Genomic DNA, 25333 nt, shown 5'->3' on the forward strand with positions numbered 1-25333 from the left:
TCAGTGAATTCGCCGGGCTTTCACGATGCCGCCATTGGCCGGAATCATCGTGACGTTGCGGTGCTTCGGCGTCTCCCCCGGTCGATCGTGGGTCTTGAGATCGACGCGGCGAAGGATTTCTCGCGTGACGATCTGCAATTCCGCCATCGCGAGCGTGGCGCCGAGGCACCGCCGATTTCCGCCACCGAACGGAATGAAAGTGTGCGGCGGAATGCGTTTGTTGAGGAAGCGGTCGGGCTGGAAAGCGAACGGTTTCGGGTAGAGCTCATCGCGGTGATGGAGGAGCAGGATGCTGATGAGCGCGACGCTGCCCGTCTCGGCGACGTCGTCGCCAATCTGCCACGGACGCATGACTTGCCGCCCCACGATCGGTACCAGCGGTCGGCTGCGCATCGATTCGTAGATGACCGCCTGGAGGAGAGGGTCTTCACCATCCGCTCGGACGGCATCTTGCACGCGGTGGTACTCGTCGGCGTGACGGGTGAGGCGCTCGAAGGTCCACGCGAGCGTGTTCGACGTCGTCTCGTGGCCGGCGAGCAGGAGCGCGAGGAGTTCGTCTCGAATTTCCTGGTCGGAGAGCTTGTCGCCGTTCGCGCGCGTGGCTGCGAGCAAGACCGACATGATGTCCGACCCGGTCGCGTTGTTTCGACGACGCTCCTGGATGACCGCGTAGACAGCCTTGTCGAGAGGGCGAAGAACCAGCTTGGTCAGGCCGATCGCCTCGTCTGTCGTGGCGTTGAAGACCTGCGCGAGAGGTGCGATGGGCATCGTCGATCGCGACAGGAACTTGATGACCTGCTTGCGAAGTTCGAGTTCGGCGCGAGTGGCCTGATGTTGGTCACCGATGCCGAAAATCGCGGTCATGATGACGTCGAGCGTGATGGCCTGGCCGATGTCGGCAAGTGGCTGCAGTTTGTCCACGCGCCAACTATCGATGTGCTTGGTCGCGGACCGCTCGATCGCCGACTGATAGTGCGCGATCGCGCTGCCGTGGAACTCGGGCATGAGCAATTCTCGTTGCTGCTTGTGCCGCTCCCCGATGGCGGTGATGACGGAGTCGGGTCCGACGATCGGGCGTATCGGCGACTGGTGCGTCGCGGATCGAACGTCCGCGACATCTGCGGTCATGAGCGATTTGATGTGCGCCGGATTGCTGGTGACGAACACCGGGTGCTCGCGACCGATGACCTCGTGGCGGTTCACTTCGCGATGCCGTCCGTCGGCGAAGAACATGTCGCCCTGACGAAGAATCAGGTTCAGCGATGTGCCGAATCTGGTGGCCAATCCGTGTCTCGGTGATTCGAGCGCGGTTTCCGCTGGTCCGGCCGCTGGGTTGCCGTCGATCAGCCCGCTATCGGCGGCGGGATCGGTGAGATACCAACTCTTGGTGAGAACGGACTCGATCGTGGACAACATGCCGGGCCTCCTGAGCGCTCACTTCGAGGCTAGGACGATTTCGGCGTGAGCGGGAAGGTGCTGCGGTCGGACGTCGTGTCCTACTGCGGTCGGAGTCGGTGGTCGGCTCCTTCGAATCATCCTTCGGCTTGGCCATGACCGCGATCAGCGCGTACATGCCGACGATCCAGGCCAGCAATAGTGCGAATCCCACCTTGCATCCCTCCTCGTCGACCCGATGTTGACTCCATCGTGAGCCGGGTTTGTGACGGAAGGATCAAGATCAGCTGAGAAAGAGGCGGAGGACACATAACCGCCGATTCCGTGGTTACGGAGCGTTCCGATATGCCTTCAGCGCGGTCGTGATCATCGGGATCTGCAACGGCAATCGCGCAATTGAGGCGGCCTTCAACGGCTTTGACTTCCGGGGGTCGCTCATCCAGTCGACGGTCATCTGAATGTTCGCGGGGAACACTCCCAGCAGCAGTCCGACGGCCGCCAACGCAGCCGGCTTTCGCGTTCGAGGCATGAGCAGTCCACCTGCGATGGCGAGTTCGGCGACACCCGACAAGTAGGTCCACTGACGGGCCTCGCCCGGGAGCGCGTGCGGGACGATCGTGTCGTACGGCCCTGGAATTGCGAAGTGCAGGACGCCCGATCCACCGAGGAGCGCTGCGGTGAGATACGCGGATTTCTGGCTCTTCGCGGAAGCCGACTCATCACTCATGAACTGATCGTCGCAGTTCTGGGGCCAGATCACCCCGCGGTTCGACGACCAGGTCCGCGAGCCCGAGCCAATTCGCCATTCTGCGCAGTTCACGCGCAAGTTCCGCGGCTGTCTCCGGTGGCGAATCAGGCTCGGAAAATGCGCCTTTCACGAGAAGCTTGGAGCCTGCGCGGTCGGCTTTCAGATCGACTCGGGCCACCATCGCCTCGCCCAGGAGGAACGGCAGCACGTAATAGCCGTGGACGCGTTTGTGCTCGGGTGTGTAAATCTCGATGCGGTACGAGAAATCGAACAATCGCTCGGTCCGCGCACGCTCCCATACGAGCGGGTCGAACGGGCTCAACAGCGCTCGCGCCGACACTTTCCGCGGAATGCGGGCATCGCGGTGGAGTAAGTGACCAACCCCATCAACCGAGACCGGTAGCAACTCACCCTCCTGGGCGAGCTGGTCGATCGCGGGCTGCGCCTCGGCCTTTCGCATGCGGTAGTAGTCCGCGAGGTCGCCGACGGTTGCGACGCCCAGCGACGTGGCTGCTCGCCGGACGAGTTCCAGCCGCGCCTGGGCGTCGGTTGGTTCGGGCTGATCCAATACAGCCCGCGGTATCACTCGTTCCGGCAGGTCATAGACACGTTCGAACTGACTGTTCCGCCGGCTTACCGCGAGCTGACCGGAGATGAAGAGCCACTCGAGCGCCCGCTTCGATTCCGACCAGTTCCAGCCCCAATGCTTCTTGGCGCGCGGCAGCCCGCGGTCGAGTTCCCGAGCTGTTTTCGCACCGTCGTCGCGGATCTCCGACATCAGCGACCGCACCAAATCCTCGGAGGCCTTCTCCCCCGTCCAGACGTGTCCCTGCTCGTAGAAGGCGGTCATTCGGTGCCGCATGTATGGCCACAGATCGACCGGCATGTAGGCCGCGACGTGCGCCCAGTACTCGACCAATCGGTGCGGTGATTGCCCGGTCGCGCGATGCAGAAGGTCGACGTCGTACGGACCCATCCGCGAGAAGAGCGGCATGTAGTGCGCGCGTTGGAGCACATTGACCGAGTCGATCTGCAGAACTCCAGTGCGTTCGACGGCACGCACGAGGGTCCGCATCGTCGGCGGATCATGCGGTCTGTCGAGGAAGCCCTGGGCGGCGAGCGTGATCCGTCGCGCTTGCGACCGGCTCAGCGAGTCCATGTCGTGAGGGTATTTGATGTTCGGCTCGCCACCGGCATGCTGTAACGATGGTTTCCCTCTTCACGGCAATCGCCGGCAACTGGCAGGGCCACAACGGCTTCCGATTGATGCCCGATGACGACCTGTCGGACGCACCATGCACCGCGGCCGCGTCACTGGCCGCTCGCGGTTCTGTCCTCACGCTCAGCTACGACTGGCGGCATCCCGAGGACGGCCAGCAAGAGGGCACGCTCGTTCTCGCCCGCACGAGTGAAAGCTCGGCGTGCGGACTGTGGATCGATACGTGGCATCAGAAGAGTGCGCAGCCACTCGGCGACGTCGAGCACACAGATGAGTCCATCCTGTTCGAGTGGGAGTACGCGGAAGGATGGCGTTGGCAGATCGAAGTCGCAATCGCCGAAAGCCTGCTGGTGACGATGCGTAATATCGTTCCGCGCGAACCCGTTACGCCCTACGAAACGATGACGATGCGACTGGAGCGAGCATGAGCACCGATTGGCGAGTTGCGCTGGTAGGCGAACTCCGCACTCTGATCAACCGGGCCGCGCCGGGCGTCACCGAAGAGGCGAAGTGGAAGAAGGCATCGAATCCCGATGGCGTCCCGGCCTTTTCGCTCGGCGGTCTGATCTGCACGATCGAGACCTACAAGGACAAGGTCAAGGTGACCTTCTTCAAGGGCGGATCGCTCGAGGACCCGAGCGGACTGTTCCTGCCGTCCGACGGCGTTCGCCGCGCGATGGACGTCTACGAACAGGACGAACTGAACGAAGATGCGTTCATGGCGTTGGTACGCGTCGCGGCCGCGCTGAACCAGAAGTAGGTTTCCGCTCGCTCAGTGCCTGCTTCTTCGTCGCCGCGAACGAACAGATCGGGCACACGGCGAAGTCGTGACGGAGCGCTGGGCAGTACTCACGGCCGAAGAAGATGATCTGCAGGTGACGGCGATTCCACGTGTCGATGGGAAACGCACTCTTAAGGTCTCGCTCGGTCTTCTCGACCGATGAGCCGTCCGACAATCCCCATCGGCGCGCGAGCCGATGGATGTGGGTATCGACCGGAAACGCCGGCACCCCGAACGCCTGAGACATGACCACGCTCGCCGTCTTGTGGCCAACGCCCGCGAGCGACTCGAGGAACTCCCAATCGGGAATGATCTCGCCGCCCGCGTTCATGATCTGACCGGCCGCGATCCACAAATTCTTGGACTTGGTCGGCGAGAGCCCGATCTCCCGAATCAGTTCGAGGATTCGCTCGGGCCCGAGCGCCAGCATCTTCTCGGGGGTGTCCGCGACCGCGAAGAGCCGCGGCGTCACCTCGTTCACTTTCTTATCGGTCGTCTGCGCAGACAGCGCGACCGCAACCAGGAGCGTGTACGGGTCCGTGTGATCGAGCGGGATCGGAGTCGTCGGGTACAGCTCATCGAGAAGAGACCCGATCTTTTCGACCTTCTCCGCACGTCGCATGGATCGGACGGTACTACGCGCCGCCGAGAGCGAAGACCGGGTGATCGGCATCGTCGGGCAGTTGCTCCCAGTAACCCTTCACCACGCTGCCCAACTTCTCCCGGTAGTGCGCGATGACCGGGCCAGCTTCGGAGACCGGCACCTCGGTCGCCGACACCGTGCGCGAACTGCCCTTCTTCACCAGCTCGATCTGCCCGGCGGCGCGGACATTTCGAACCCACTCCGCCTCACCGCGAACCGACACGAGGTATTGCACGCCATCGAATCGGATCGGCGTCACCGGAACCTTGCGCGGTTCCCCGCTGGTTCGTCCCTTGACGACGAGAGTCTCGGTTCCACCGATGCCAGTCGCCATCGCGACCTTGTTGAGGACGTTCCGGACGAGGAAAGGGGGTTTGACGTAGGCCATGGGGTTCATTGTGCGTCAGGTCGTCGCGCTCGTCCTTCCGTACCGTCGCGAGAGCTTCCGCCAGACCAACCCGTCCGGGACATGCCGGTCGAACAGCACGTAAGCCGCGGTCGAGTCGTTCACCATCGTGAGCTGGAGTTCTCGGCGCGCGTGCGGAGTTCCGGCGAAGAGCAGCGCGTCACCCGTCGCGAGGTGCACGTCGTTCCCGGGGCACAGGATCGCGTCGTCACCGCGTCCGAGTAGCAGCGGTACGGCATCGAGCCGGTGATCGCGGTCCACGGGATCGCGCAGCAGGTCGCCGATGCAGACGTCCTCGGACGCGAGCGCCCCGACGACCGCGGGCGAATGTGCAACGTCCAGGGTCATCGCCCACAGCGCCGGCAACGCCATACCGCAGTGGCCGCGCAGCCGCTCGACGACTTCGGCCGCCCACGCATCACCGCGAGCGGGAGCCTCCTTCAGGAAACGCCACAGCAAAGGGGTGCTGATCTGCGCATAGACCTGATGAGCGACGACTTCGGTGGGGACAAGCAGGGAGTCGACGTTCATGGCGCGGAACAATGCGGTGCTCGACGGCTTGTTCTGGCGGGCGGCGAGGAAAAGGTTCGGATTCAGCTGTCGCGAGTTCGCGAGAATCGACAGATTCGTCGTGTCGTTGTCGGTCCCCGCGACGACGCCGATCGCACTGTCCAGCTTGGCTTTCGCCAGCACCTCGAGATCAGCGGCATCTCCCCGGATGACACCACGTTCGTCGCTGTCGGTGGTTTCGATGATGGTGACCTCGAGCCCCGCTGCGCGGAAATCCTCCACAAGGCGCTTTCCGAATCGGCCGTACCCGCAGAGCACCCATCGCCCGTCCGGAGGCAACTTCCCGCGCACCGGAAGTTCGGCGCCGGGACCCCCTTCCAGCCATTCGAGCAGCTGAAATGTCGACGGTGCGCTCAACGCCAGCCGTAGGTGATCACCGAAGACATCGAACGGATCCACCACGATCGGAGTGCCGAAAGCCCGCGCACGATCGGCGATCGTCGCGGAGGCCGTACGCGTGAAAACCGGCAAGTCGGGCCGCAGAAGGGCGGCGGTGACGGAGATCGTCAGGTTGGTCTCGTCGTTGTCGGTGAGTGCGAGAACCCCTGCACAATGCCGATGACCGAGTCCCGCGAGAGTCAGCAAATGCGGGCTGGCCGCGTCGGCAGCGAGGCCGGGCACGTCCGCGTGCAGAGGTTCGAGGTCCAGCGCCTCGATCCGGCGATCGACCTTGTCGAGGACGACAACTCGCTGGCCGAGAGCGTCGAACGCCTTCACGAGCAGTCGGCCGGTCTGTCCATACCCGGCGAGCAGCAGGAAAGGCTCACGGGACCGCGCGACCGTGCGGGTGAAACGCTGCACGGCCAGAGCCCGCCGGAAGCCGGCGTCCCCAAGCAAGGTCAACAGCGAGCCGATCGCGTAGGCCCAGCCGATGACCGAAAGATAGATCGAGAAGGTCACCCACAGCCGTTGCGCGACGGTGAAGGGCAACGGAATTTCGCCGAAGCCGATCGTCGTTGCGGTGTAGCTGATGACGTAGAACGAGTCGAACAACGTCATCCGCACGGGATTGCCGTCCGCGTCGACACCCGGGATCAAGGCCAAACCGACGACGCTGATCGAGAACACGACGATGAGCACGATGAGCGGCGCCCGCATCTTTCGCATGACGAGGAAGATCGTCGCCGACGGGGCGGCGAATTCATGGTCCGCGAGCGCTCTTGGTCGTATCGAACTCTTCCGCGCACCGAACTGGCGGAAAGCGAAGAACAGCGGATTCGACACGGGTCAGCGTCGGAACGTCACGGTCTCGGACACCAGCAGCACCACCGAGACGATGTTGGCGAGAAGTGCGCCGCCCGAGAGCGATACGACGCTGGCGGTCGAAGCCGCCGTCATCCCGTGGCCGGTGACCTGCTCGGCGAACACCCAGACGAGCCCGGCGGCAAACAGTTGGAGGTCGGCGACGAGGCTCGTGGCGAGGTGAACTGCACCCAGTTGGGTTCGGTCGCCGAACTTGAGAACGGTGGCAATGAGACTGACGGCGAGCGCCGCGAAGAGCTCGTAAATGTTGTGCAGTTCAGGTTTGGTGATGTCGCCGAGAAAGAAGCCGAAGTTCAGTGTCGCGGCCAAAAGCACGAAGAAGCCGAAGACCACCTTTTCGAGGTTCATGGGCCCTCCCTGACGATCATCAGAACGTCCTGAAGTCAGCGTCTCAAATTTTGTTGGCCCGATGTGTCGGAATGTGTCGGTCGGCTCCGACCACCAAGTGAAGGACCTCACCGAAGGAGAGAGCGATGACCACGACCATCGACATCGAACGCATCTACAACGCGGCGCCCGAGCGCATCTGGGACCTGTGGACAACGGCGGCCGGCATCGAATCCTGGTGGGCACCCGACGGGTTCGAGGTCCGTGTCGACGAGTTGGACCTGCGACCCGGCGGCGAACTCCGCTATGTCATGACGGCGACTGGTCCCGACCAGGTGGCGTTCATGAACTCGGTCGGGCTGCCGCTGTCCACGTCGTCGCGGAAGTACTTCACTGCCATCGAAAACGAGGCGCTCCTCGCCTACGACACGGTCGTCGATTTCGTGCCCGGGCGGGCCGAGTACCGGCATCGGACGACGGTGACGCTGACTCCTTTTTCGTCCGGCACTCGGGTCGTCATGACGATCGAGCCCATGCACGACGACGAATGGACGGAGCGAATCGTCGCCGGTCGAGGAAACGAACTCGACAATCTGGGAGTGGCGCTCAGCTCAGACGGACGGGTTTGAGCCGACCACTGACAACAGCTGCAGCTTCTCGTAGCTCTCGCTCCCCGGCACCGCGGTGTAGACGAGGAGCAGGTGCAACTCCTCCGGGTCCAGTAGGACCTGGCAGTTCAGTTCCAGCAGGCCGACGGTCGGGTTGATGAATCGCTTCACTTCGCGGGGTCTGAGACCGATCTCGTGGGCACTCCAGAAGGTTCGAAATTCCTCGGACTGTTCAGTCAGCAACTCAGCCAAATGCGCGGCTTTTGAGGTGGGACCGCGCATGGCGAGTACTCCGCGGAGTCCCGAGACGTACATGCGCGAATAGAACTCGTGGTCGTCCGGCGGGTAGAGGTCGCGGATCGTCGGATCGGTGAACCATCGATATCCGATGCTGCGCGCCGGACCTGAGAAGCGAGTCAGGTCCCCCACGAGCGCGGCGCCGAGCGGAGTCTGCCGAAGCGTCTCACCGAGTTCGGTGACGATCTCGGCCGCGGTGTCATCAAGGCGATCGAAGATTCGCAGCATCCCCGGGCTGATGTGATCGCTTCCCGAGCCGAGTGCCGGCGGCTGATGCCCGGCCAGGCGAAACAGGTGGTCGCGCTCGGCGCGCGATAGGTGCAGCCCCTGTGCGATCGACGCGATCATCTGCTCCGAAGGGTGCGGACCACGCTCCTGTTCGAGGCGTGAGTAGTAGTCGGTCGACATGTGACACAACGCGGCGACCTCTTCGCGACGCAACCCGCTGGTTCGGCGGCGCTGACCCGGTGGGAGCCCAACATCTACCGGTTGCAACGCCTCACGGCGCCGGCGAAGAAACTCGGCAAGACCCGCGCGATCGATCATGCAATTCATCTTTCCTGCACCGGGATCGCCTAACCACGGATCATCAGACCGTGGATAGCGCTTGCGGCGTTGGGCAGGCTCATGGGGAGACCACAAGCTTCAGGAGCAAATCATGATGCGACCCAGACAGTACGACGTAGCCCTACCCGACCTCACGTGGAAGCGTGCCGTCGTGACGGGGGCCAGCGACGGAATCGGACTCGGTATCGCGACGAGGCTCGCGGGTGCGGGAGCCGAGGTCGTGATGCCGGTCCGCAACCGGATCAAGGGCACAGCGGCGATCGCAAAGATTCGAGAGGTGCATCCGCAAGCTGAACTCGTCCTGCACGAGATGGACCTGGCGTCACTGGCGTCGGTCGCCTCGTTCGGCGAAGCGATGCGGGCCGAGGGCGCTCCGATCCACTACCTCGTCAACAATGCCGGGGTCATGACCCCGCCCCAGCGCGGCGTCACCGCGGACGGTTTCGAGTTGCAATTCGGGACGAATCATCTGGGCCATGTGGCGCTCACCGGCCACCTTCTGCCGCTGTTGAAAGCAGGAAGGGCACGCGTGACGTCGCAGACCAGCATTGCGGCCCGACGCGGCGCGATCAACTGGAATGACCTGAACTTCGAGCACGAATACGACGGCATGCGGGCCTATCGACAGTCCAAGATCGCGGTCGGACTTTTCGGGCTGGAGCTGAACCGTCGCAGTGAAGTTGCCGGATGGGGAATCACGAGCACCATTGCCCATCCCGGGGTTGCACCGACGAGCCTGCTCGCGGCCCGCCCGGAAGTCGGGCGTGCGAAGGACACCACCGAGGTGAAGGTCATCCGATGGCTTTCCGGGCACGGGATGCTCATGGGAACCGTGGAGAGTGCCCAACTTCCAGCGGTGCTGGCCGCGACCACGCCCGACGTCGGTTTCTACGGACCGCAGTGGCCGGGGAACGCCGGTGGTCCACCCGGCAAGCAGAAGCTGTGGAAGCCCTTGAGCAACACCGCCGACGCGGATCGGCTGTGGACGGTATCGCAGGAGCTCAGCGGAGTCGCGTTGGTCTGACTCCCATTAGGCTGACCCGGTGTCTGCAACGTTGAACGTCAGCGATCTTTCGGTCGCGCGTGGCGAACGAACCCTGTTCTCCGATTTGGATCTCACGATCGCGGACGGCGACGTCATCGGGTTCGTGGGCGCGAACGGCGCGGGCAAGTCGACTTTGCTGAAACTGCTTGCCGGACATGATCTCCCAGGCGCGGAAGTATCCGGGTCGATGTCGATCGCGCCGCCGGAGGCGACGGTGGGGTACTTGGCGCAAGAACCGGAGCGGATTCCGGGCGAGACCGTTGCGGGGTTCTTGGCCCGGCGAACCGGCGTTGCGGCGGCCGAAGCGGCGATGAACGAGGCAGCCGAAAATCTGGCCGACGCGACCGAGGACGACTACACCCCGGCGCTCGAGGCGTGGCTTGCGCTCGGCGGCGCAGATTTCGAAGAACGTGCGGAAAAGGTTGCCGCAGACTTGGGGTTGACGGTCGCACTCGACACGGAAGTCACGTCTCTGTCGGGCGGCCAGGCGGCGCGCGCCGGGCTCGCCGCGATTCTCCTTGCCCGGTACGACGTCTTGCTCCTCGACGAGCCCACGAACGACCTCGACATCGCCGGACTGCACATCCTCGAACAGTTCGTCCGATCGACGACGACTCCCCTCGGGGTCGTCAGCCACGATCGAGAGTTCTTGGCGCGCACGGTGAACCGGATCGTCGAGCTCGACCTTCCACAGCAGCGGATCGATGTCTACAACGGTTCCTATGACTCGTACCTGAACGAGCGAGCGGTCGCCCGGCAGCACCGACGTGATGCCTTCGAGGCGTACGCCGACACCAAGTCCGACCTCGAAGCGCGCGCCCGCATGCAGCGCAACTGGATGGAATCAGGCGTGCGCAATGCTCGCCGGAAGGCGACCGACAACGACAAGATTGGGCGCAAATTCCGGGCCGAGGCGACGGAGAAACAGGCGGCGAAGGCGCGCCAGACGCAGCGTCGGATCGAACGTCTGGATGCGGTCGAAGAGCCGCGCAAAGAGTGGGAACTGCGGATGGAGATCGCCGTCGCGCCCCGGAGCGGAACGGTCGTTTCGACCCTCAACAGTGCCACTACCGCGTTCGGAGTCGGACCGATTACCGCGCAGGTGAACTGGGGTGACCGCATCCTCATCACCGGCCACAACGGGTCGGGTAAGACCACGCTGCTCAAGCTTCTCCTCGGTCGGATCGCGCCGGAATCGGGCTCTGCGTCCATGGGTTCCGGCGTCGAGATCGGCGAGGTCGACCAGGCGCGAGGCCTCTTCTACGGCGACGGTCCACTGGTCGAGGAGTTCGCGAAGGCCGTGCCGGACTGGGCCGATGCAGACCTGCGGACGCTTCTGGCAAAGTTCGGGCTCGTCGGGCATCACGTACTTCGGCCGGCGTCGTCCCTGTCGCCCGGAGAACGGACTCGCGCCGCGCTCGCGTTGCTGCAAGCGCGTGGCATCAATCTGCTCGTCCTCGACGAACCGACCAACCACCTCGACTTGCCCGCGATCGAACAGTTGGAATCGGCGATCGAATCATTCACCGGCACAGTTCTTCTCGTGACCCACGACCGACGGATGCTCGCCACCGTCCGGAGTACGAGACGGTGGCGAATGGAACACGGGCGGCTGTTCGAGGATTAACTCGGGGCGCCGTATCCGTAGGTGTAGCGGCCGCTCGTCCAACTCATGGTTGCGTGGTAGTAGAAGCCCTTGGATCGCCCGTCCGTGGTGACTTCGGTCGTCACGAAGCAGGAGAAGGTCGTCGTCTCGAGGGTGATGTCCTCGACTCCGCCGGTCACCGGGTCGCAGGTCACCAACAGGATCGGTCCGACGATGAAGCCGGACGCCACGTGCTCGTTTGCCATCTGGCGCACTGACGCTTCGATGTCGTGCGCTGCCGCTCGCCGGCGCGACCGCTCCGACTCGACAGCCTGCTCGGCGGCGCGAGCCGACGACGTTGCGGCAGCCGACGACGACGACGCTGCCGCGGATGACGAGGAGGCCGCCTCGTCGTTTCGTTCCTGCTGGTCGTGCACCGACTTCAGCATGATGCCGCCGAAGATCATCGAGCCCAGGACCGCGACGGTTGCCAACGCGACGAGGATCTTCTTCCACGCCGATGCCTTGTCCGGCTGCGGCACTTGAGGTGCCGAGTACATCGGCGGGAGCGGAGCCGCGTACGGGTCCGGGATTTGAGGGTGAGTGATCATCTCTTCTTCCTTCCAACAGATGATCTGGTGGAGAAAGAAAAGCACCGGGGTACGACAAGTTTTCACTCAAGCCGCGTGTCGCTACACGCCCACAAGCAACCTCCGTGCTAGGTAACCCGGCGCAGAAACCTTCGCAGCGTCGCCGAGTACCACTCGCGGTCGAGATTCCACGCGCGCACGTGTCCCCCACCTTCGATTCGATGGAACTCGACCAGGTCAGGGCGGATTCGATAGAGCCGCTCGCCCACCGGGAACGGAACTGCGGCGTCCGCGGTGCCGTGAATCAACAAGATCGGCAGTCCGAGTTCGCCGGCCCGCGCGATGTAGTCGACTCCGTTCAGATCGATGCCGGTCCGCAAGCCGATGAACCGCAATGTCAGTTTCAGGAGTGCGCCAGCGAATCGACCGCCGGACGGGAGCGCCTCGCCGGAACGCAACGACACGATGTCCCGCACACTCGCCGCCGGTGCTTCCAGGATCAGCGCGGCCACGTTCTCCGGAGCGTGCATCGTGTATGCCAACGAGATCGCGCCGCCCATGCTCGAGCCGAAGAGCACGATCTTTTGTGCACCGTTCGCCTTGGCGAAGTCGACCGCCGCCGCAATGTCGGCGAACTCGTCCTGGCCAGCGCGGATGATCGAGTCCGCAGTCCGCGGAGCGTCCTCGTCGTTGCGATAGGTCACGACCAGCGCGGAGTGCCCCTCGCCGCGCAGTGCGTCCAACACCCGAATGAATTCCGCGGGCGTCGCACCGAGCCCGTGGACCATGACGATCCAGGTCGGCGAGCCCTTGACATGCCAGCCGGCGAGCTCACCAAGCGGTCCCGGGTAGCTGACCTGCTCGAACGCGATACCGACGTCCGCCGGGTCACGCGGGTACATGAAGGGTTCGAGCACTGCGACAGCGTCGCCGACCTGCGGCTTGTCGCCTTCGAACAGAGCGAACGGTCTCGTCTCGCGTCGACCCGCAATGACCGTCGCCGGACCCACATGCCCGTAGCCAGTACTCCAGCGCAACCCGAGGTGCGCGCGCTGATCGGGCACGCGATCCGGCAGCTCCGGAACGTCGAGCACGATCTGGTCGGACGTGACGTCGACGATGCCGACATCGAGCGTCTCGTCGGGGATGCCGGTCACTTTGAGTCCGTCGGCAACGATTCCGGCCGCGTACCACGCCATGCTGACGGAGCTTCCGGCTGCCGAGGCGCCGCCGAGGGCCGCCGCGATACCCAGCCCTCTCGGAAACTTCTTCACGGCGGCCATCGTACGGACGTGTGACGGTTATCGCGCATCCGTGCCGACCGACGGTTACGTCTGGTAGCCCTGTGGTGTGGGAGTTTCTCGAGGTGGTCGACGTGGACTGGGCAGCCGCCTGTTCAGGTTGTGCGGTGCGTTGTTCGTCCTCGGTCTGGTCGCCGCCGCATTGCTCTGGTTGATCACTCCCTCCGTCGGCGACGCGTGGGACCGCTTGCACACGCTGACCACCCAAAATCACTCCGCACAGCTCAATGAGCCGGTGCCGCCGAAGTTCGAGGCAGCCCTCGTTGCCACGGAGGACAGTCGCTTCTATCGGCACCACGGAATCGACTCGATCGGTGTGGTCCGCGGCGGCGTCGGCTTCGTCACCGGCAACGAGACCGGCGGCTCGACCTTGAACCAGCAGCTCGCGAAGAATCTCTACTTCGACGGCCAGCATCCGATGTGGCTCGCTCCGGCGCAGATGACCGTCGCGCTGAAGCTCGACCGTGCCTACTCAAAGGCCGACATCCTGCAGATGTACGCCGACATCTCCTACTTTGGCCACGGCTTCTACGGTCTGCGCGATGCCGCGTGCGGCTACTTCGGTCTCACGCCAGACGAATTGACCTGGTCACAGGCGTCGCTGCTCGCGGGTCTTGTCCAAGCTCCGACAAACTACGATCCGCTCGAGCACCCCGATCTGGCTGCGAAGCGTCAAGAGCATGTTCTGGATCGGCTCGTTGCGACCGGTGCGATCACCGAAGAGCAGAAGCAGGCGATCACCCCGGCGACGTGGGATTTGAACCCCGGGACGCGCTGCCGCTAGGTCACCACTCGACGGAGATCCCCGCTTCCCGAGCCAGCGCGGCGGCAAGTCCGAGAAGATCGCCGCCCTGGATAGTGGCTCCGCGGAGGTCCGTGACTCCCCTCAGATTCGCCATGATGCAGTCGACGAATCGGACGTTGACCATCTCCGCGCCGCTGAACTGCGCACCGGATAAGTCGCATTTCTCGAACAACACATTCCGGAACTTGACGCGCTCGAAGTCGGCCTGCGTCAGTTCGCAGTCACGGAACACGACCATCTGGAGCTTCGAATAGCCGAAGAACGTGAGATTGACCCGGGACGACTCGACGGTGACGTCCCGCCAGGTACCGGCGGTGCAGGACATTCCGGTGAGCCGACTCGACGAGATCCTGGACTGCAGTAGCGATCCACTGTCGGCGTGCAGGTTGGCGAAGTCGCAGCCGGTGAACTCGGTGCCGTAGACGCTGGTTCGTCGCATCGCCGCCGGCATCGTCACGTTGTCGAAGCGACATTGTTCGATTTCGGTCGCTTCAACTCGGACCCCGGCCATGTCCTGACCGAGGTAGTCGAGGCCGCCCAGATGCTTTTCGTCCTCGAAGGCATCGGCTGGAAGTTCGGCAGGCCGCAGCGCCGGAAGCTTGGGCGCCGCGGGCGCGATCCGAGTGCTCGCTGCTCTACCCTTCGCCGAATTGCGCACGGGCATGAGCGTAGTCGGGTTAGACCGTCGGCAGGTTCGCGGTCGCCCACCGCTGGCCATCCGCCGCGGCACGCTCGAGCGCTCCGAATTCGCCGATGTAGTCCGCGACGATGCCGACGTACGGAAGTCTGCCCAGATACGTGTACCGCTTCGTCGGGTGCGGGCGTTTGCCGAGCTCATCGCTGAGACCGCGAACCATCTTCCCGATGCGCCACAACGTCTTTGCGAGGACGAAGGGCGTCCAATTCGGCTCCGGCTCGTTCGGGGCTTCCGGGAGCGTCATCCGCTCGTTGATCACCCGCTTGTTGAGAACCTGCGCAAGCATTCGAACCTGATCTTCGGTGTCGGTCAGCCCGTATTCGCGAGCGACGGCACACAACACGATGGCCTGGTTGCCGTAACCCAGCGCTGCTTGGACCGGCAGCAAGTCCGCGATCGCACCGAACACCGCGGGATACGCGACGACGAGGTTGTTCACCGCGCCGACGCGAATCACCCACCAGCGCGTTCGCGCGGTCACGTCCATCTCGTCCCAGGCCTTCGTGCCGGGCACGGTTGCGGTATTCAGGACCCAAGCCGCGGCATCGAGGACGTGCCCCGGGATGTCGAGCAACTCGCGATCGTCGTCGGGTTCCTTGGTGCGTTCCCTCAGCCCCAGCGGATCGAACGTCGCCAGCACATCGAGCACTGGGTTGACGATCCACACCACCCTCGCGAGGATCGCGGCAACCGTCTCATTGTCGAATGGGTCGTCTGAGGCCACGGCTCGTGAGCGTACTCAGATAAGCGTCTTCTGGTGCACCGGATCGAAGGGCACGATGTCCGCGAGCCTTCCGGTCGCATGCTTGTTCACCCAGTCGGCATCCGAGATCAGAGCGCGTCCGACGGCGGCGAGGTCGAACTCCCCGGCCTCGAAGCGCGCGACGAGTGGGTCGAGCCCGATCGCAGCAGCAGCCTCCGGGCGCTGTCCGCCGAGGAAAATCTTGTCGAGCCCGACCGAGCCGACGGTGACCGTTGGCAGCCCCGTGAGGTGGCGAGTCCAGCCCGCGAGGCTGAGTTCGGAGTTCTCACTCGGAAAGGCGGGCTCCCAGAAGCGCCGAGTCGACGGATGCAGCACGGAGACACCCGCGCCGACCAGAATGTTCAGAAGGTTTGCGAGCTCTGCGGAACTGTCGACGATCTTCGCGTCGTAGGCGCCGGCCTTCCATTGCGAGAACCGGTAGACCACGGGGAACTCTGGCCCCACGGCATTCCGCACGGCACGGACGACCCGCGCCGGGAATGCCGCCCGCGCCTCGAGCGATCCGCCAAATTCGTCGTCCCGACGATTGGTCTGCGCCCACAGGAACTGGTCGAGCAGATACCCGTGCGCTCCATGAAGTTCAATGCCGTCAAAGCCGACGGCCTTTGCGTTTTCGGCCGCCTGCACGTACGCCCCGACCAGTTCGTCAAGATCGGCAAGGGTCAGCGCACGACCAATCGGTGTTCCGGCCAGGCTGAGTCCGGACGGACTTACCGTCTCGACCTCCGGATTGAAGGACGGCTCGGCGCCGCGCGCAGCACCGAGGTGCCATAGCTGCGGAATGATGGCGCCGCCTTCGGCGTGCACGGCGTCGACCACTCGGCGCCAACCCTCGAGCGGTTCCGTGCCCCACAGTCTGGGCACGCGCGTGCTGGGTCCCACCGCATCGTGCGGGATGTAGGTGCCTTCGGTGATGATGAGCCCCACACCGCCGGCGGCTCGACGCCGGTAGTACTCCGCGACGTCTTCGCCGGGGACACCATCGGTTGAGAACTGCCTGGTCATGGGTGCCATCGCGATCCGGTTGGGCAACGTCAAGCCGCCGAATTCGAAGGGTGAAAGTAGCCCGCCAAGCTGTGCACTCATGCGCTCGCCCGATTCTGTCGTGAAGGATTCCTTACGGGTCAACCAAGCGACGGGCGCGGTTATTCTCCGAGACCTGGCTTTCGATCACGATGGGTTTAAGTGCTACCGGCTGCTTCGCCATCCGTAGAACGCAACGGCCAGTCCGATGAGAGCGATCACTGGGCCGAGGACTGACCAGGTCGTGGTGTTGCTCATCGGGCTGCCTTGCACGGCACCGAATCCCTGCAGCGTGAAGAGCAGGCCGAAGAGTGCGACAACGATGCCGCCGATAACCAGCACTGCACTCCGCATCGGGACCTCCTAGGTCAGTATGTCCGCTGGAGTCTGAATAACGTCCACCCCAGCACGAATCGCGTCCTGGTTTCGCAGAATCCGGCATCGCGCCCTATCGTCCGGGCGCCGTGACGGGCTTGAGCCTGCCTCCACCGACCGCGAGTCCGGCAGCAAGCACTATCGCGGCCCCGCCGGAGATCAGGAGGGGAATGCGCCCGTCACCGTGCCAGGCCAGGCCGGCCCAGAGGCCGGCGAGGAATACGGCTCCGCCGGTCAAACCCTGGTAGAAGCCTTGGGCGCTGGACTGGCGTTCTGCCGGAGCCAGGCTGGAGATCCATGCTTTGCCGACGCCATCAGTAGCCGCCGCGAATCCCCCGTACAACGCGAGCGGCAGAAAGACCCATTCCGGCTTCTCGGTATAGGCCAAGCCCAGATAGCCGACGGCGAAAAACAAAAGTCCTGCCGCGAAGACCAGATGGCGAGGAACGCGGTCGGAAAGAGCTCCAGCAGGGTACGAAAGCGCAGCGTAGACCAGGTTGTAGCAGATGTATGCGCCGACGACGGCGCCCGTCGATAAGCCGATTTCGTGAGCGCGCAGCAGTAGTAAAGCGTCCGGGAAGTTGATTAACGAAAACACCGTTAACGTCGCGATGAGAATTCGCAATCTGGCGGGCATCCGGCCAGTTGGAGCAACGCTTTGCGCCCGTCTGAGCTGTGTTGTCTCTGTCCGGCGGGGCCGTTCTTTGACTGCAAGCACGAGCAGAACGGACATGACCGCGGGGACAACGGCGATCATCAGCAGTGGGCGGATCTGATGATCGAGTGCTACGTACAACAGCAAACCGATCGTCGGACCGACGACCGCACCCAGAGTGTCCGCCGTCCGATGCAACCCGAATATCCGACCGCGAGCCGCGGGATCGGCATCGACCATCAACAACGCGTCGCGAGGCGCACCACGAATGCCCTTGCCTAGGCGGTCTACGGCGCGCGCAGCAAGCACGATGGGCCAACTGCTGGCTAGGGCGAGCACCAACTTTCCGAGTGCAGCGAGCCCATATCCGAGGCCGATCAGCGGTCGCCTTGCAAACCGATCACCCAGTCGTCCGGCGAGAATCTTCGTGAATGCCGCAGCTCCTTCCGCGGCACCCTCGACGATGCCGACGACGGCCACTGGGGCTCCGAGGGTGACGGTGAGGAAGATCGGCAGGACGGGATACAACATCTCGCTCGCCGCATCCTGCAGGAACGAAACACCGGAAAGGACTGCGACGTTGCGGGTCAGCCACCTTGGACGCGGCGCCATACCGAATCAGCTTGCCAGCGGAGTGCGCCAGCGTCCATGGAACGTCGTGGATGGTTTAGGTCAGCGCATCCACCGGCGTCTGAATGAAGTCCAGCCCAGCACGAATCGCGTCCCGGTTTCGGAGAATCCGGTAATGCGCCAGCTGGCCAAGTCCACGCGTGGTGACGAGCTGCGCGCTGGGCCAGGTCTCCGCGATCATTTGGCTCGTCGCATAGGAGCTCTGCTTGTCGTCAGGGTCATGTGCGATCAGCAACGGTGGCGGGTTCTTGAGCGCCAACGCCAGATGCTCGATGTCGGTGTGCAGCAACGGATAACCGAGGCGCTTGTCGATGTAGCGATGCAGTCCGTGGCGGATGCGCGGGCCGAAGCCGTGCCGGCGCGCAAAGCTGTCCAAGTAGATATCGAACGTCTCCATCGGGGCGAGGAATACGAGCCGCTCCGCCTCGACTCCCCATTCCAGCGTCATCGCAGCAGCTTTGGCGCCGAGCGAGTGCGCGACGACCGCTTGCGCGGGCCCGAACTTCCGGACCACCGCCTCGACGGCCTTCGCACATTCCAGGATCGTCGTGCGACCCGGCGCCAGCGAACCGTTGCTCGACGCATTGTGACTCGGCAGATCGAACGCGATCACGCGATGACCGGAGTTGATCAGCGGCTTGATGAACATCCCGATATGCGCGGGGCAGCCACCCCAGCCGTGCACGAGATAGACGGTTGGACCCTCACCCCAGATCTGGACGTCGATCCGGTGGCCCTCCCAGTACGCGTCGGCGGGCTGACTCGTCGGAACACCCGGCGGCATTCGAAGACTTGCGTCGAGTTGCGGCACCGAGCACCACAACTCGAACGCCCAGCGGGAGCCGATGGCCGGCGCGAACCGTTCGAGTAGACCGAAAGCACGTCGCGTGCGATCGGACACGGGAGTACCTGCGGCGGGCTCGTCGTCCTCGGTCACAGCCGGATCGTATCCGCGCCGCAGGTAAACCGCTCTTTACGCGCCCGGCGATTCCGGCAGCTTCTTTGGACCCCACAGGTTGACGATGGCTGCAACGACGAGGAAGGCGGAGATCGCGACGAGCGAATCCGTCAGTCCGCTCATGAACGCGTCCTTGACGCCTTCGGCGAGCTGAGTGCTCCCCATCTTCTCCGCCACTGCGAGACCAGCTGCGGCGGAATCCTGCACCGCCGTTGCTGCGGTTGCCGGCAAGCCCGCCAGGCTCGGAAGGTGGTCCGCGTACGAGGTCGTGAATACCGCACCCATCAGCGCAATTCCGACTGCTGATCCGACTTCACGAGTGGTGTCGTTCATCGCGGACGCGACGCCCTGCTGGCGGGTCGGGAGGGCTGTCACGATCAGGCTGGTGCCGGTCGAACTCGTGATGCCGATTCCGGCGCCCGCGACGATCAATCCCGCGAGGAACGGCAGGTAACCCGAGTGACTGTCCAGTGTCGCGATCCAGAGCATTCCCCCGGTGAGGAGCAGCAGTCCGACCGAGGTGGCCACGTTGACGCGCACCCACTTGATGAGTCGCGGCGTCATCGTCGACACCGGCAGGATCACCGCAGCGACCGGGATCAGCGCGACCGCGCTCTTGAGCGGGCTGTATCCGAGGATCAGCAGCAGGTATTGCAGAGCGACGAAGAAGAATCCGAGGAACGCCATGAACTGCACGGTCACCGTGATGCTGCCCATGAGGAAGCCGCGACGACGGAACAGTCGAGGGTCGAGCATGGGTTCCGGGTTCTTCATGCTGAACGCGTAGTAGGCGATGAAGGCCAGCGCGGACGTGACGAATGAGATGACGACGACCGGCTCGGTCCAGCCGCGCTCGCTGCCCTCGATGATGGCGAAGACGAGCGCGCCCACACCGGTCACGGTCGAGATGGTGCCCGCGAGGTCGAAGCGGTGCGGATTCTCGTCCTTGGTCTCGGGCGCGAACTTGATCGCCGCGAGTCCGGCGACGACAGCTGCCGCTCCGGTGACGTAGAAGATCGAACGCCACGACCAGTTGTCGAGCAGCGCACCGGCCGCGAGAAGCCCACCGATCGCGCCAGCTCCGGCGAATCCGGACCAGACAGCGACGCCCTTCTCGCGCTCGTTCGGCGGGAAGACTGCAGTGATCGTCGACAGCGTGCCGGGCATGATCATCGCCGCGGCGAGGCCCATCACTGCGCGCCAGACGATCAACGAGCTGGTGGAGTCACTGAATCCGGCGGCGACCGAGGCGACCGCGAACAGGGCGGTCCCGGCGAGCAGCACTCGACGGCGTCCAATCGCGTCGCCAAGGGCGCCCAGCGGGAGGACGAATGCGGCCAAAGCGACCGTGTAGGCATCCGCGATCCACGTCAGGGACGTGTTCGAGGCACCCATGCTGACGGCGAGCTCCGGCAGCGCGAGGTTGACGGCCGACACCGAGGCGACGACCAGGACTAGGGCAAGACACATGGCGAACAGGACGCCAGGCGTTGATTTCTCGACCGGCGCAGCGGCGCGAGTGGTCGTACGTTCGAGGAGAAGCATGACGAAATCGTCACTTATGAACAATGCGTCAGGCAATGGTTATGTGACGAAAGCGTCAGTTCTGAAGATTTCGGACTATTCTTGGGTCGTGATGGCTACCGAGACACGCGTCAGTCGGCGCAAGGCCGAGACCCGCGCGAAGCTCATTACCGCGGCGCAACAGTTCCTCGTTGACGGCAACGTCCATCCACCGATTCTGGAGATCACGAAGGCCGCCGATGTGGGGATGGGCTCGTTTTACAACCACTTCTCCACGCGCGAGGAATTGTTCGATGCCGCGGTTGCCGCAGCGCGCGAACCATATGCCCAGGCTGTCAATCGGTTGACGCAGGACATGACCGACCAAGCCGAGGTGTTCGCGACCGGATTCCGCATCACCGGGCGGATGTTTCGTTGCCTGCCAGCGCTGGGCCGGATCATCCTCAAGAACGGAACCGAGGAGATTTTTTCGGACTCCGGTATGACGGCGAACGCGCGACGGAACATGCATCTGGCGATCGAGTCCGGCCGGTTTGCCGTGGCAGACCCGGAGCTTGCGCTTGCCGTCGGCGGAGGCGCAATGATCGCTGTCGGCCAGCTCTTGCTCGACGATCCGTCGCGCGACGATGCGGCTTCGATCGACCAGGTCTGTCGGGATCTCTTGCAGATGTTCGGGATTGAAGCAGACGAGGCCGAGCGGCTGGTCAACTTGCCACTGCCAGATCTTGATCAGCTTGCGTTGCCGGGTTCGTAGACTCATTTGATGCGTACCTTGCCGATGTTTCCGTTGGGAACTGTGCTGTTGCCTGGCGCCGGCCTGCCGTTGCGCGTTTTCGAGCCTCGATACGTCGCGTTGGTTGAAGCGTGCCAGGCCGCGGAGGACCTGACTTTCGGGGTGGTGCTGATCTCGCGCGGTAGCGAGGTCGGCGGCGGCGAAGTTCGGACCGACGTCGGCGTTATTGCTCGCATGCAGTCGTGTGTTCGCATGCCGGGCGATCGATTTGCGATGGCCTGTCGGGGTGAAGACCGGTTTCGAGTTGTTCGCTGGTTGGAAGACGATCCGTTTCCACGGGCGGAGATCGAGCTGTGGCCTGACTCAGACGACGGCGACGACTCCGACGCTCTGGCTGCTGTCTTCGAGCGGCGGGACGAACTAAACGAGCTGGTCCGTCGGTTGGCTGAGCAGACCGGGAACGACCCTCGTGCGTTCGCGATGTCGTCTCTGCCAACCGATCCGTCGAAGCGGTCATTCAGCCTGGCTTCGTCGCTGCCGATCTCGGAGATCGACAAGCAGCGGGCACTGGCTGCTGCGGGACCCGTTGAGCGCCTTGGAGTGCTGGCGGACTCACTGGAAGACGTCGTCGCCACGCTGCGATTCCGGTTGATGTAGCCCTCGAACCCGGATCGAGTCCGGGTCCGAGGGTCGGCGTCACGCTGCCAGCACCTTCCAGTCGTCGGTCTTGCGGTCGAACTTCACGCGGACCACCTGTCGGTCGGGGTAATTCGACGCGAACGCGAGCGCTTCGGCGACCATGTCCTGTGCATACCGCAGAACCTCGTCGTCTCCCCCGGACGTTCGCAGCAAGGCAGCCCACCCCGCCGATTCGAGATAAGCGAGGTACGCCGTAACCACGTCGTCGTACGTCAGGTCGAGGTCGCGCACCATCAGGGTGGTACTGGCTTGATGAGAGTTGAGTCCGCCGAACGCGCGGTCGCAGCCACACCGCTTGCTGTCGCAGACCAAGCTCGGTAGTGCGAGCTCCCCCTCGATGCCGAAACAGAAGTCGTCCTCGCGCTGCTTCAGGTGATGAATCGTCAGAACCTTCATCGCTACCCCTTCCTCGATCAAACCGTCCCCCGGGGCGGTTCGAACAAACTATCGAATGGGTGTGACAAGTAGCGGCTTAGCGCGGGGCCCGGGCGGCGATGGAGGCTCTGTCGAGACGGTGTTCTTGCAGGTAGCGCGCAGCCGACTCGTCAGTGTCCTCGAACTTCTGAATCGACAGGAGGAAGAGGTCACTCAGCTCCTGACCGGCTTCTATGAAATCGTTCAGTCGGCCGATCAGCACCTCGTCGCCCGCCAACCGATCGAACTTGCCAGCCAATTGAGTTGCAGATGGAAGGTCGGAAAACCCCTTCGACCGAGGGATATCCCGTGCCGTCGCACGTAGGCCGCTCAGCGCCGACACCCACTCTTCGGCCGCGTCGCGTCCTTTTATGGCTCCCGACGGATCGAGCCACAGAGTCCCGTCCGTCGCGTCAGCGAGGTGCTTTTCAAACATTCATTTCCTTAACTGGGGAGGCTTGGCAGAAGCTTGCGGGCTACATCAACCGCGCGCTCACACGCGTCGTCTGCATAAGGCTTGGTCATATCAATGTGAACAGAGCCGTAGGACGTGTCGAATCCAACGGTGCAGCCACCTCGGCGCGAGTGGGTGAAGAGGTAGGTTTGCCCTTTCCTGCCGTCGACTGACACATCTCGAAAATCGGTGTAAGTCGGATCGCGTCGCATCGTCGACAGGGTGTCCTCATCGGTTGAAGACACATTCAGCCAGTAGTGCTCAAAAACAGTTGGCCATGCACATATGCGCCAGCCGACCAACTGAACGGCAGCGTTCTTCTTCTCGGGCAATGCTCCAGCCTGCTTCAAGGTCGCATCCGATAGTTCGGCGCACGGATCCCAAAAATGCGCTTCGACTGCTTTTCCTTGGACAGAACAACCGCTAAGAGCCATACCCACCAAGAACACAGACAAGATCGACCGCAAACCGTGCACCTCCCTCAAACCCTTTGACGCACGAATGTCGGGCGTGGTTCCGCTCAGCTTCCTATTCCCGTCGAATGTCCCCGGTCGATTGCACGGCAACGACTTACCGGCAGTGGCAGCTTCAGTCTTGTCCACTCGAGAGCTGTTGCTGCCGCAGGTACTCGCGCCCGAGCGCCTTCCCCTTTTCAGTTCCCACAACCCAGTAGCCCTCCCCTCGCGGCTCCCATCCGTGGTCCTCCAGGTCGGCAACTATGCGCTCGAGCACTTCTGGCGAGTGCCCCTCCACCTCGTACAACTTGCTGTAGTGGCCGGCCTCCACGAGTCCCTCGCGAAACAGGTAATCAAGAACGTCGCGGACGAGCGCTTCGAACTCCGGACCGTCGTTCCCGACAGCTTCCTCGGCGGGATCCAGGACCGCTTCGACGCCCCACCAGTCGTCATCGGTCAGCATCATCAACACTTCTCGGACGACTCGATTAACTCGTTGCATCGATATGCACCTTCATATGCTTCTTTCCTACGAATACTTCGACTGTCGGTCCACCCGAGTTCGAGTCAACTCGCCACTGAATTCGCGTCCCGTTCGGCAGCTGGTACGCCTCCGAGATCTTTGGGTCCTTGACTGGGATTCTGACCGCTCCTTCGACCCAGCTATCGAAAAGCGAATCGAGCTGTTCTTCGGTATCGACAAGTCGAACGTTTCTTTGATCGCCTTTTCGCAACGTTCGCCACTCGTGAACCCACTTGCCACCGTTCACCGCGCGTGCCGCTGCCGGCAGCTCCGGATTCTTGACCAGCATCTCGATCCGCCGCATCTCCGCAAGCGACCGGGTGAGGTCTCGCTCGATCTTCACTCCGCGCTCGAAGCGTTTAGCGTTGAGCCAGACGACGATCGCGTCGTGAATAATTCGGCCAAACTTTGCGACAGTCGTGACGGCCTTCGCGGCGCCCGCTGCCGCGCCAACACCAAGGCTGACAAATGATGCACCGATCGCGATCGCTGCATCAATGGCGAGCTCGGTCGCAAGTTGGGTCAAGAAACCTTTGATCTCGTCCCGGAGCTCCTTTAGCCCCGACGCGTATTCGTGGCAGGAACCTGCGATTTCTTGGCACCCCGATTGGAAGTCTGCGATCGCAGCGCGGATCGACGCGAGATCCTCGAAAACGTACTCAACCTCGGGCGATTCAACGTCGATGAACTGCGCCGCGATCTCGTCGAGCTTTGCAATGGCGTTGTTCGTGCTGCTCGCGTCGGCATGTGCCCGCCAAGTTTCCGCAGCCTGGGACAACTTGTCTGAATCACCGTCGGGAACCGGAACTCGGATATGGTCCAGAAGGCCGAGAGCGTCATCAATGAGCCCTTTGCCGGGTCCACCCGCCGCGGGCGGACTCTTCAAAAGAGACGCCGGAGATGCGGGCGGAACCGGCGGCTGAATGGGCGGTTCACCCGGCTCCACGTTCGCGTTGTAGTCGGAAGTTTCGCGGTTATGGCCGAGTTGGATCAGAACCTCGCCATAGCTTTCTAAAGCTGCGACGACCGAATTCGATGCCGTCACAAGTTCTTCCGCGCGAACATCGTAGGTAGAAGCCCAGAGCTTCCCAGTGCTGTAACTACCGGCCATCGCGCCACAACCATTGAGCCTGGTTATCGTGCTTTGGAAGTCGCGGTGCACATCCTTTGCGACGTCAAAGCACGTCTGAGCCGCGCGGTAGAACACCGCGGGGTCGACACTGAGAACTGAGGAATCCATGAGGCCTTGATCCGTGTTTGTGGACTTCACGGCATTGGAC

Annotated in this window: 30 protein-coding genes; 8 read left to right on the forward strand and 22 right to left on the reverse strand. The window is 63.4% G+C overall.

The window, feature by feature from the left end; all coding sequences use genetic code 11:
* The 3 genes from F600_RS0122945 to F600_RS0122955 form a co-directional block, all read right to left on the reverse strand.
* Positions 1-1416, reverse strand: coding sequence for a cytochrome P450 (locus tag F600_RS0122945; RefSeq protein ID WP_018163006.1), 1416 nt, complete (start codon positions 1414-1416; stop codon positions 1-3).
* A gap of 307 nt (positions 1417-1723) precedes the next feature.
* On the reverse strand, positions 1724-2122 hold the full coding sequence (locus F600_RS0122950) for a DoxX family protein (protein WP_018163007.1): 399 nt from the start codon (positions 2120-2122) through the stop codon (positions 1724-1726).
* Positions 2115-3302, reverse strand: a complete 1188-nt coding sequence (locus tag F600_RS0122955) for a winged helix-turn-helix domain-containing protein (protein ID WP_018163008.1) — start codon at positions 3300-3302, stop codon at positions 2115-2117. The genes F600_RS0122950 and F600_RS0122955 overlap by 8 nt, the downstream gene beginning before the upstream one ends.
* Positions 3303-3349: 47 nt before the next feature.
* Between F600_RS0122955 and F600_RS0122960 the strand changes: the two genes are divergently transcribed.
* Both F600_RS0122960 and F600_RS0122965 read left to right on the forward strand, forming a co-directional pair.
* Positions 3350-3790 carry a hypothetical protein gene (locus tag F600_RS0122960; RefSeq protein ID WP_018163009.1) on the forward strand — a complete coding sequence of 147 codons (441 nt, stop codon included), beginning with the start codon at positions 3350-3352 and terminating at the stop codon, positions 3788-3790.
* Positions 3787-4122, forward strand: a complete 336-nt coding sequence (locus F600_RS0122965) for a DUF1801 domain-containing protein (RefSeq protein WP_018163010.1) — start codon at positions 3787-3789, stop codon at positions 4120-4122. The genes F600_RS0122960 and F600_RS0122965 overlap by 4 nt, the downstream gene beginning before the upstream one ends.
* Here the strand turns inward: F600_RS0122965 and F600_RS0122970 are convergent.
* Genes F600_RS0122970 through F600_RS0122985 form a run of 4 tightly spaced genes read right to left on the reverse strand, consistent with a single transcriptional unit; the run spans position 4079 to position 7373 of the window.
* Positions 4079-4765, reverse strand: a complete 687-nt coding sequence (locus F600_RS0122970) for an endonuclease III domain-containing protein (protein ID WP_018163011.1) — start codon at positions 4763-4765, stop codon at positions 4079-4081. The two genes, F600_RS0122965 and F600_RS0122970, sit on opposite strands and share 44 nt — an antisense overlap.
* 13 nt (positions 4766-4778) lie before the next feature.
* Positions 4779-5174, reverse strand: a complete 396-nt coding sequence (locus F600_RS0122975; protein WP_018163012.1) for a nitroreductase/quinone reductase family protein — start codon at positions 5172-5174, stop codon at positions 4779-4781.
* A gap of 15 nt (positions 5175-5189) precedes the next feature.
* Entirely contained in the window at positions 5190-6986 is a 1797-nt protein-coding gene (locus F600_RS0122980) for an NAD-binding protein (RefSeq protein ID WP_018163013.1), read from the reverse strand.
* A gap of 3 nt (positions 6987-6989) precedes the next feature.
* The gene (locus F600_RS0122985) at positions 6990-7373 is read right to left on the reverse strand and encodes a DUF6394 family protein (protein WP_018163014.1); all 384 of its coding nucleotides are present in this window, start codon (positions 7371-7373) and stop codon (positions 6990-6992) included.
* Positions 7374-7498: 125 nt separating this feature from the next.
* Between F600_RS0122985 and F600_RS29470 the strand changes: the two genes are divergently transcribed.
* Entirely contained in the window at positions 7499-7981 is a 483-nt protein-coding gene (locus F600_RS29470; RefSeq protein WP_018163016.1) for an SRPBCC family protein, read from the forward strand.
* On the opposite strand, the gene F600_RS0123000 is transcribed toward F600_RS29470, so the two are convergent.
* A complete protein-coding gene (locus F600_RS0123000) occupies positions 7964-8803 on the reverse strand; it encodes a helix-turn-helix transcriptional regulator (protein WP_026306869.1) in 840 nt (279 codons plus the stop codon). The genes F600_RS29470 and F600_RS0123000 overlap by 18 nt on opposite strands.
* Before the next feature lie 115 nt (positions 8804-8918).
* On the opposite strand from F600_RS0123000, the gene F600_RS0123005 reads away from it, so the two are divergent.
* Positions 8919-9848, forward strand: coding sequence for an SDR family oxidoreductase (locus F600_RS0123005; protein ID WP_026306870.1), 930 nt, complete (start codon positions 8919-8921; stop codon positions 9846-9848).
* A 19-nt stretch (positions 9849-9867) separates the two neighbouring features.
* On the forward strand, positions 9868-11496 hold the full coding sequence (locus tag F600_RS0123010; protein ID WP_018163020.1) for an ABC-F family ATP-binding cassette domain-containing protein: 1629 nt from the start codon (positions 9868-9870) through the stop codon (positions 11494-11496).
* Here the strand turns inward: F600_RS0123010 and F600_RS29475 are convergent.
* Complete coding sequence (locus tag F600_RS29475) at positions 11493-12065, reverse strand: DUF2510 domain-containing protein (RefSeq protein ID WP_156024784.1); 573 nt, start codon at positions 12063-12065, stop codon at positions 11493-11495. The two genes, F600_RS0123010 and F600_RS29475, sit on opposite strands and share 4 nt — an antisense overlap.
* Positions 12066-12172: 107 nt before the next feature.
* The gene (locus F600_RS30805; RefSeq protein WP_162141465.1) at positions 12173-13318 is read right to left on the reverse strand and encodes an alpha/beta hydrolase; all 1146 of its coding nucleotides are present in this window, start codon (positions 13316-13318) and stop codon (positions 12173-12175) included.
* A 76-nt stretch (positions 13319-13394) separates the two neighbouring features.
* Here F600_RS30805 and F600_RS29485 point away from each other — a divergent pair, with 76 nt between their 5' ends.
* On the forward strand, positions 13395-14129 hold the full coding sequence (locus tag F600_RS29485; protein ID WP_081628986.1) for a biosynthetic peptidoglycan transglycosylase: 735 nt from the start codon (positions 13395-13397) through the stop codon (positions 14127-14129).
* Between the two features lies 1 nt (position 14130).
* Here F600_RS29485 and F600_RS0123030 read toward each other — a convergent pair whose 3' ends face one another.
* The 7 genes from F600_RS0123030 to F600_RS0123060 all read right to left on the reverse strand — a co-directional run bounded on the left by F600_RS0123030 (position 14131) and on the right by F600_RS0123060 (position 20796).
* A complete protein-coding gene (locus tag F600_RS0123030; protein WP_018163024.1) occupies positions 14131-14814 on the reverse strand; it encodes a pentapeptide repeat-containing protein in 684 nt (227 codons plus the stop codon).
* 13 nt (positions 14815-14827) lie between these two features.
* Positions 14828-15571 carry a hypothetical protein gene (locus tag F600_RS0123035; protein ID WP_018163025.1) on the reverse strand — a complete coding sequence of 248 codons (744 nt, stop codon included), beginning with the start codon at positions 15569-15571 and terminating at the stop codon, positions 14828-14830.
* 15 nt (positions 15572-15586) lie between these two features.
* The gene (locus F600_RS0123040; protein WP_026306871.1) at positions 15587-16696 is read right to left on the reverse strand and encodes an NADH:flavin oxidoreductase; all 1110 of its coding nucleotides are present in this window, start codon (positions 16694-16696) and stop codon (positions 15587-15589) included.
* Between the two features lie 102 nt (positions 16697-16798).
* Positions 16799-16987, reverse strand: coding sequence for a hypothetical protein (locus F600_RS0123045; protein WP_018163027.1), 189 nt, complete (start codon positions 16985-16987; stop codon positions 16799-16801).
* A 94-nt stretch (positions 16988-17081) separates the two neighbouring features.
* Positions 17082-18275, reverse strand: coding sequence for an MFS transporter (locus F600_RS0123050; RefSeq protein ID WP_018163028.1), 1194 nt, complete (start codon positions 18273-18275; stop codon positions 17082-17084).
* Positions 18276-18330: 55 nt separating this feature from the next.
* Positions 18331-19230, reverse strand: coding sequence for an alpha/beta fold hydrolase (locus F600_RS0123055; RefSeq protein WP_018163029.1), 900 nt, complete (start codon positions 19228-19230; stop codon positions 18331-18333).
* Between the two features lie 36 nt (positions 19231-19266).
* Positions 19267-20796 (reverse strand): MFS transporter, encoded by a 1530-nt coding sequence (locus tag F600_RS0123060; RefSeq protein ID WP_018163030.1) that lies wholly within the window; start codon positions 20794-20796, stop codon positions 19267-19269.
* Between the two features lie 91 nt (positions 20797-20887).
* On the opposite strand from F600_RS0123060, the gene F600_RS0123065 reads away from it, so the two are divergent.
* Together F600_RS0123065 and F600_RS0123070 are read left to right on the forward strand one after the other, a co-directional pair.
* Positions 20888-21529, forward strand: a complete 642-nt coding sequence (locus F600_RS0123065) for a TetR/AcrR family transcriptional regulator (RefSeq protein WP_040632443.1) — start codon at positions 20888-20890, stop codon at positions 21527-21529.
* Between the two features lie 9 nt (positions 21530-21538).
* On the forward strand, positions 21539-22165 hold the full coding sequence (locus tag F600_RS0123070; RefSeq protein WP_040632298.1) for an LON peptidase substrate-binding domain-containing protein: 627 nt from the start codon (positions 21539-21541) through the stop codon (positions 22163-22165).
* A gap of 39 nt (positions 22166-22204) precedes the next feature.
* Here F600_RS0123070 and F600_RS0123075 read toward each other — a convergent pair whose 3' ends face one another.
* From F600_RS0123075 to F600_RS29490, 5 genes are all read right to left on the reverse strand, one after another.
* Complete coding sequence (locus F600_RS0123075) at positions 22205-22603, reverse strand: DUF7715 family protein (RefSeq protein WP_018163033.1); 399 nt, start codon at positions 22601-22603, stop codon at positions 22205-22207.
* A gap of 76 nt (positions 22604-22679) precedes the next feature.
* Positions 22680-23057 (reverse strand): hypothetical protein, encoded by a 378-nt coding sequence (locus F600_RS0123080; protein ID WP_018163034.1) that lies wholly within the window; start codon positions 23055-23057, stop codon positions 22680-22682.
* 8 nt (positions 23058-23065) lie between these two features.
* A complete protein-coding gene (locus F600_RS31355) occupies positions 23066-23542 on the reverse strand; it encodes a DUF3558 domain-containing protein (protein ID WP_245541611.1) in 477 nt (158 codons plus the stop codon).
* A 121-nt stretch (positions 23543-23663) separates the two neighbouring features.
* Positions 23664-24032: a hypothetical protein gene (locus F600_RS0123085; protein ID WP_156024786.1), complete on the reverse strand. Its 369-nt coding sequence runs from the start codon at positions 24030-24032 to the stop codon at positions 23664-23666.
* The gene (locus F600_RS29490; RefSeq protein ID WP_156024787.1) at positions 24019-25293 is read right to left on the reverse strand and encodes a WXG100-like domain-containing protein; all 1275 of its coding nucleotides are present in this window, start codon (positions 25291-25293) and stop codon (positions 24019-24021) included. The genes F600_RS0123085 and F600_RS29490 overlap by 14 nt, the downstream gene beginning before the upstream one ends.
* Between the last annotated feature and the right edge of the window lie 40 nt (positions 25294-25333).

The sequence above is a fragment of the Smaragdicoccus niigatensis DSM 44881 = NBRC 103563 genome, assembly GCF_000380645.1.
In the GTDB taxonomy this organism is placed as follows: Bacteria; Actinomycetota; Actinomycetes; order Mycobacteriales; family Mycobacteriaceae; genus Smaragdicoccus; species Smaragdicoccus niigatensis.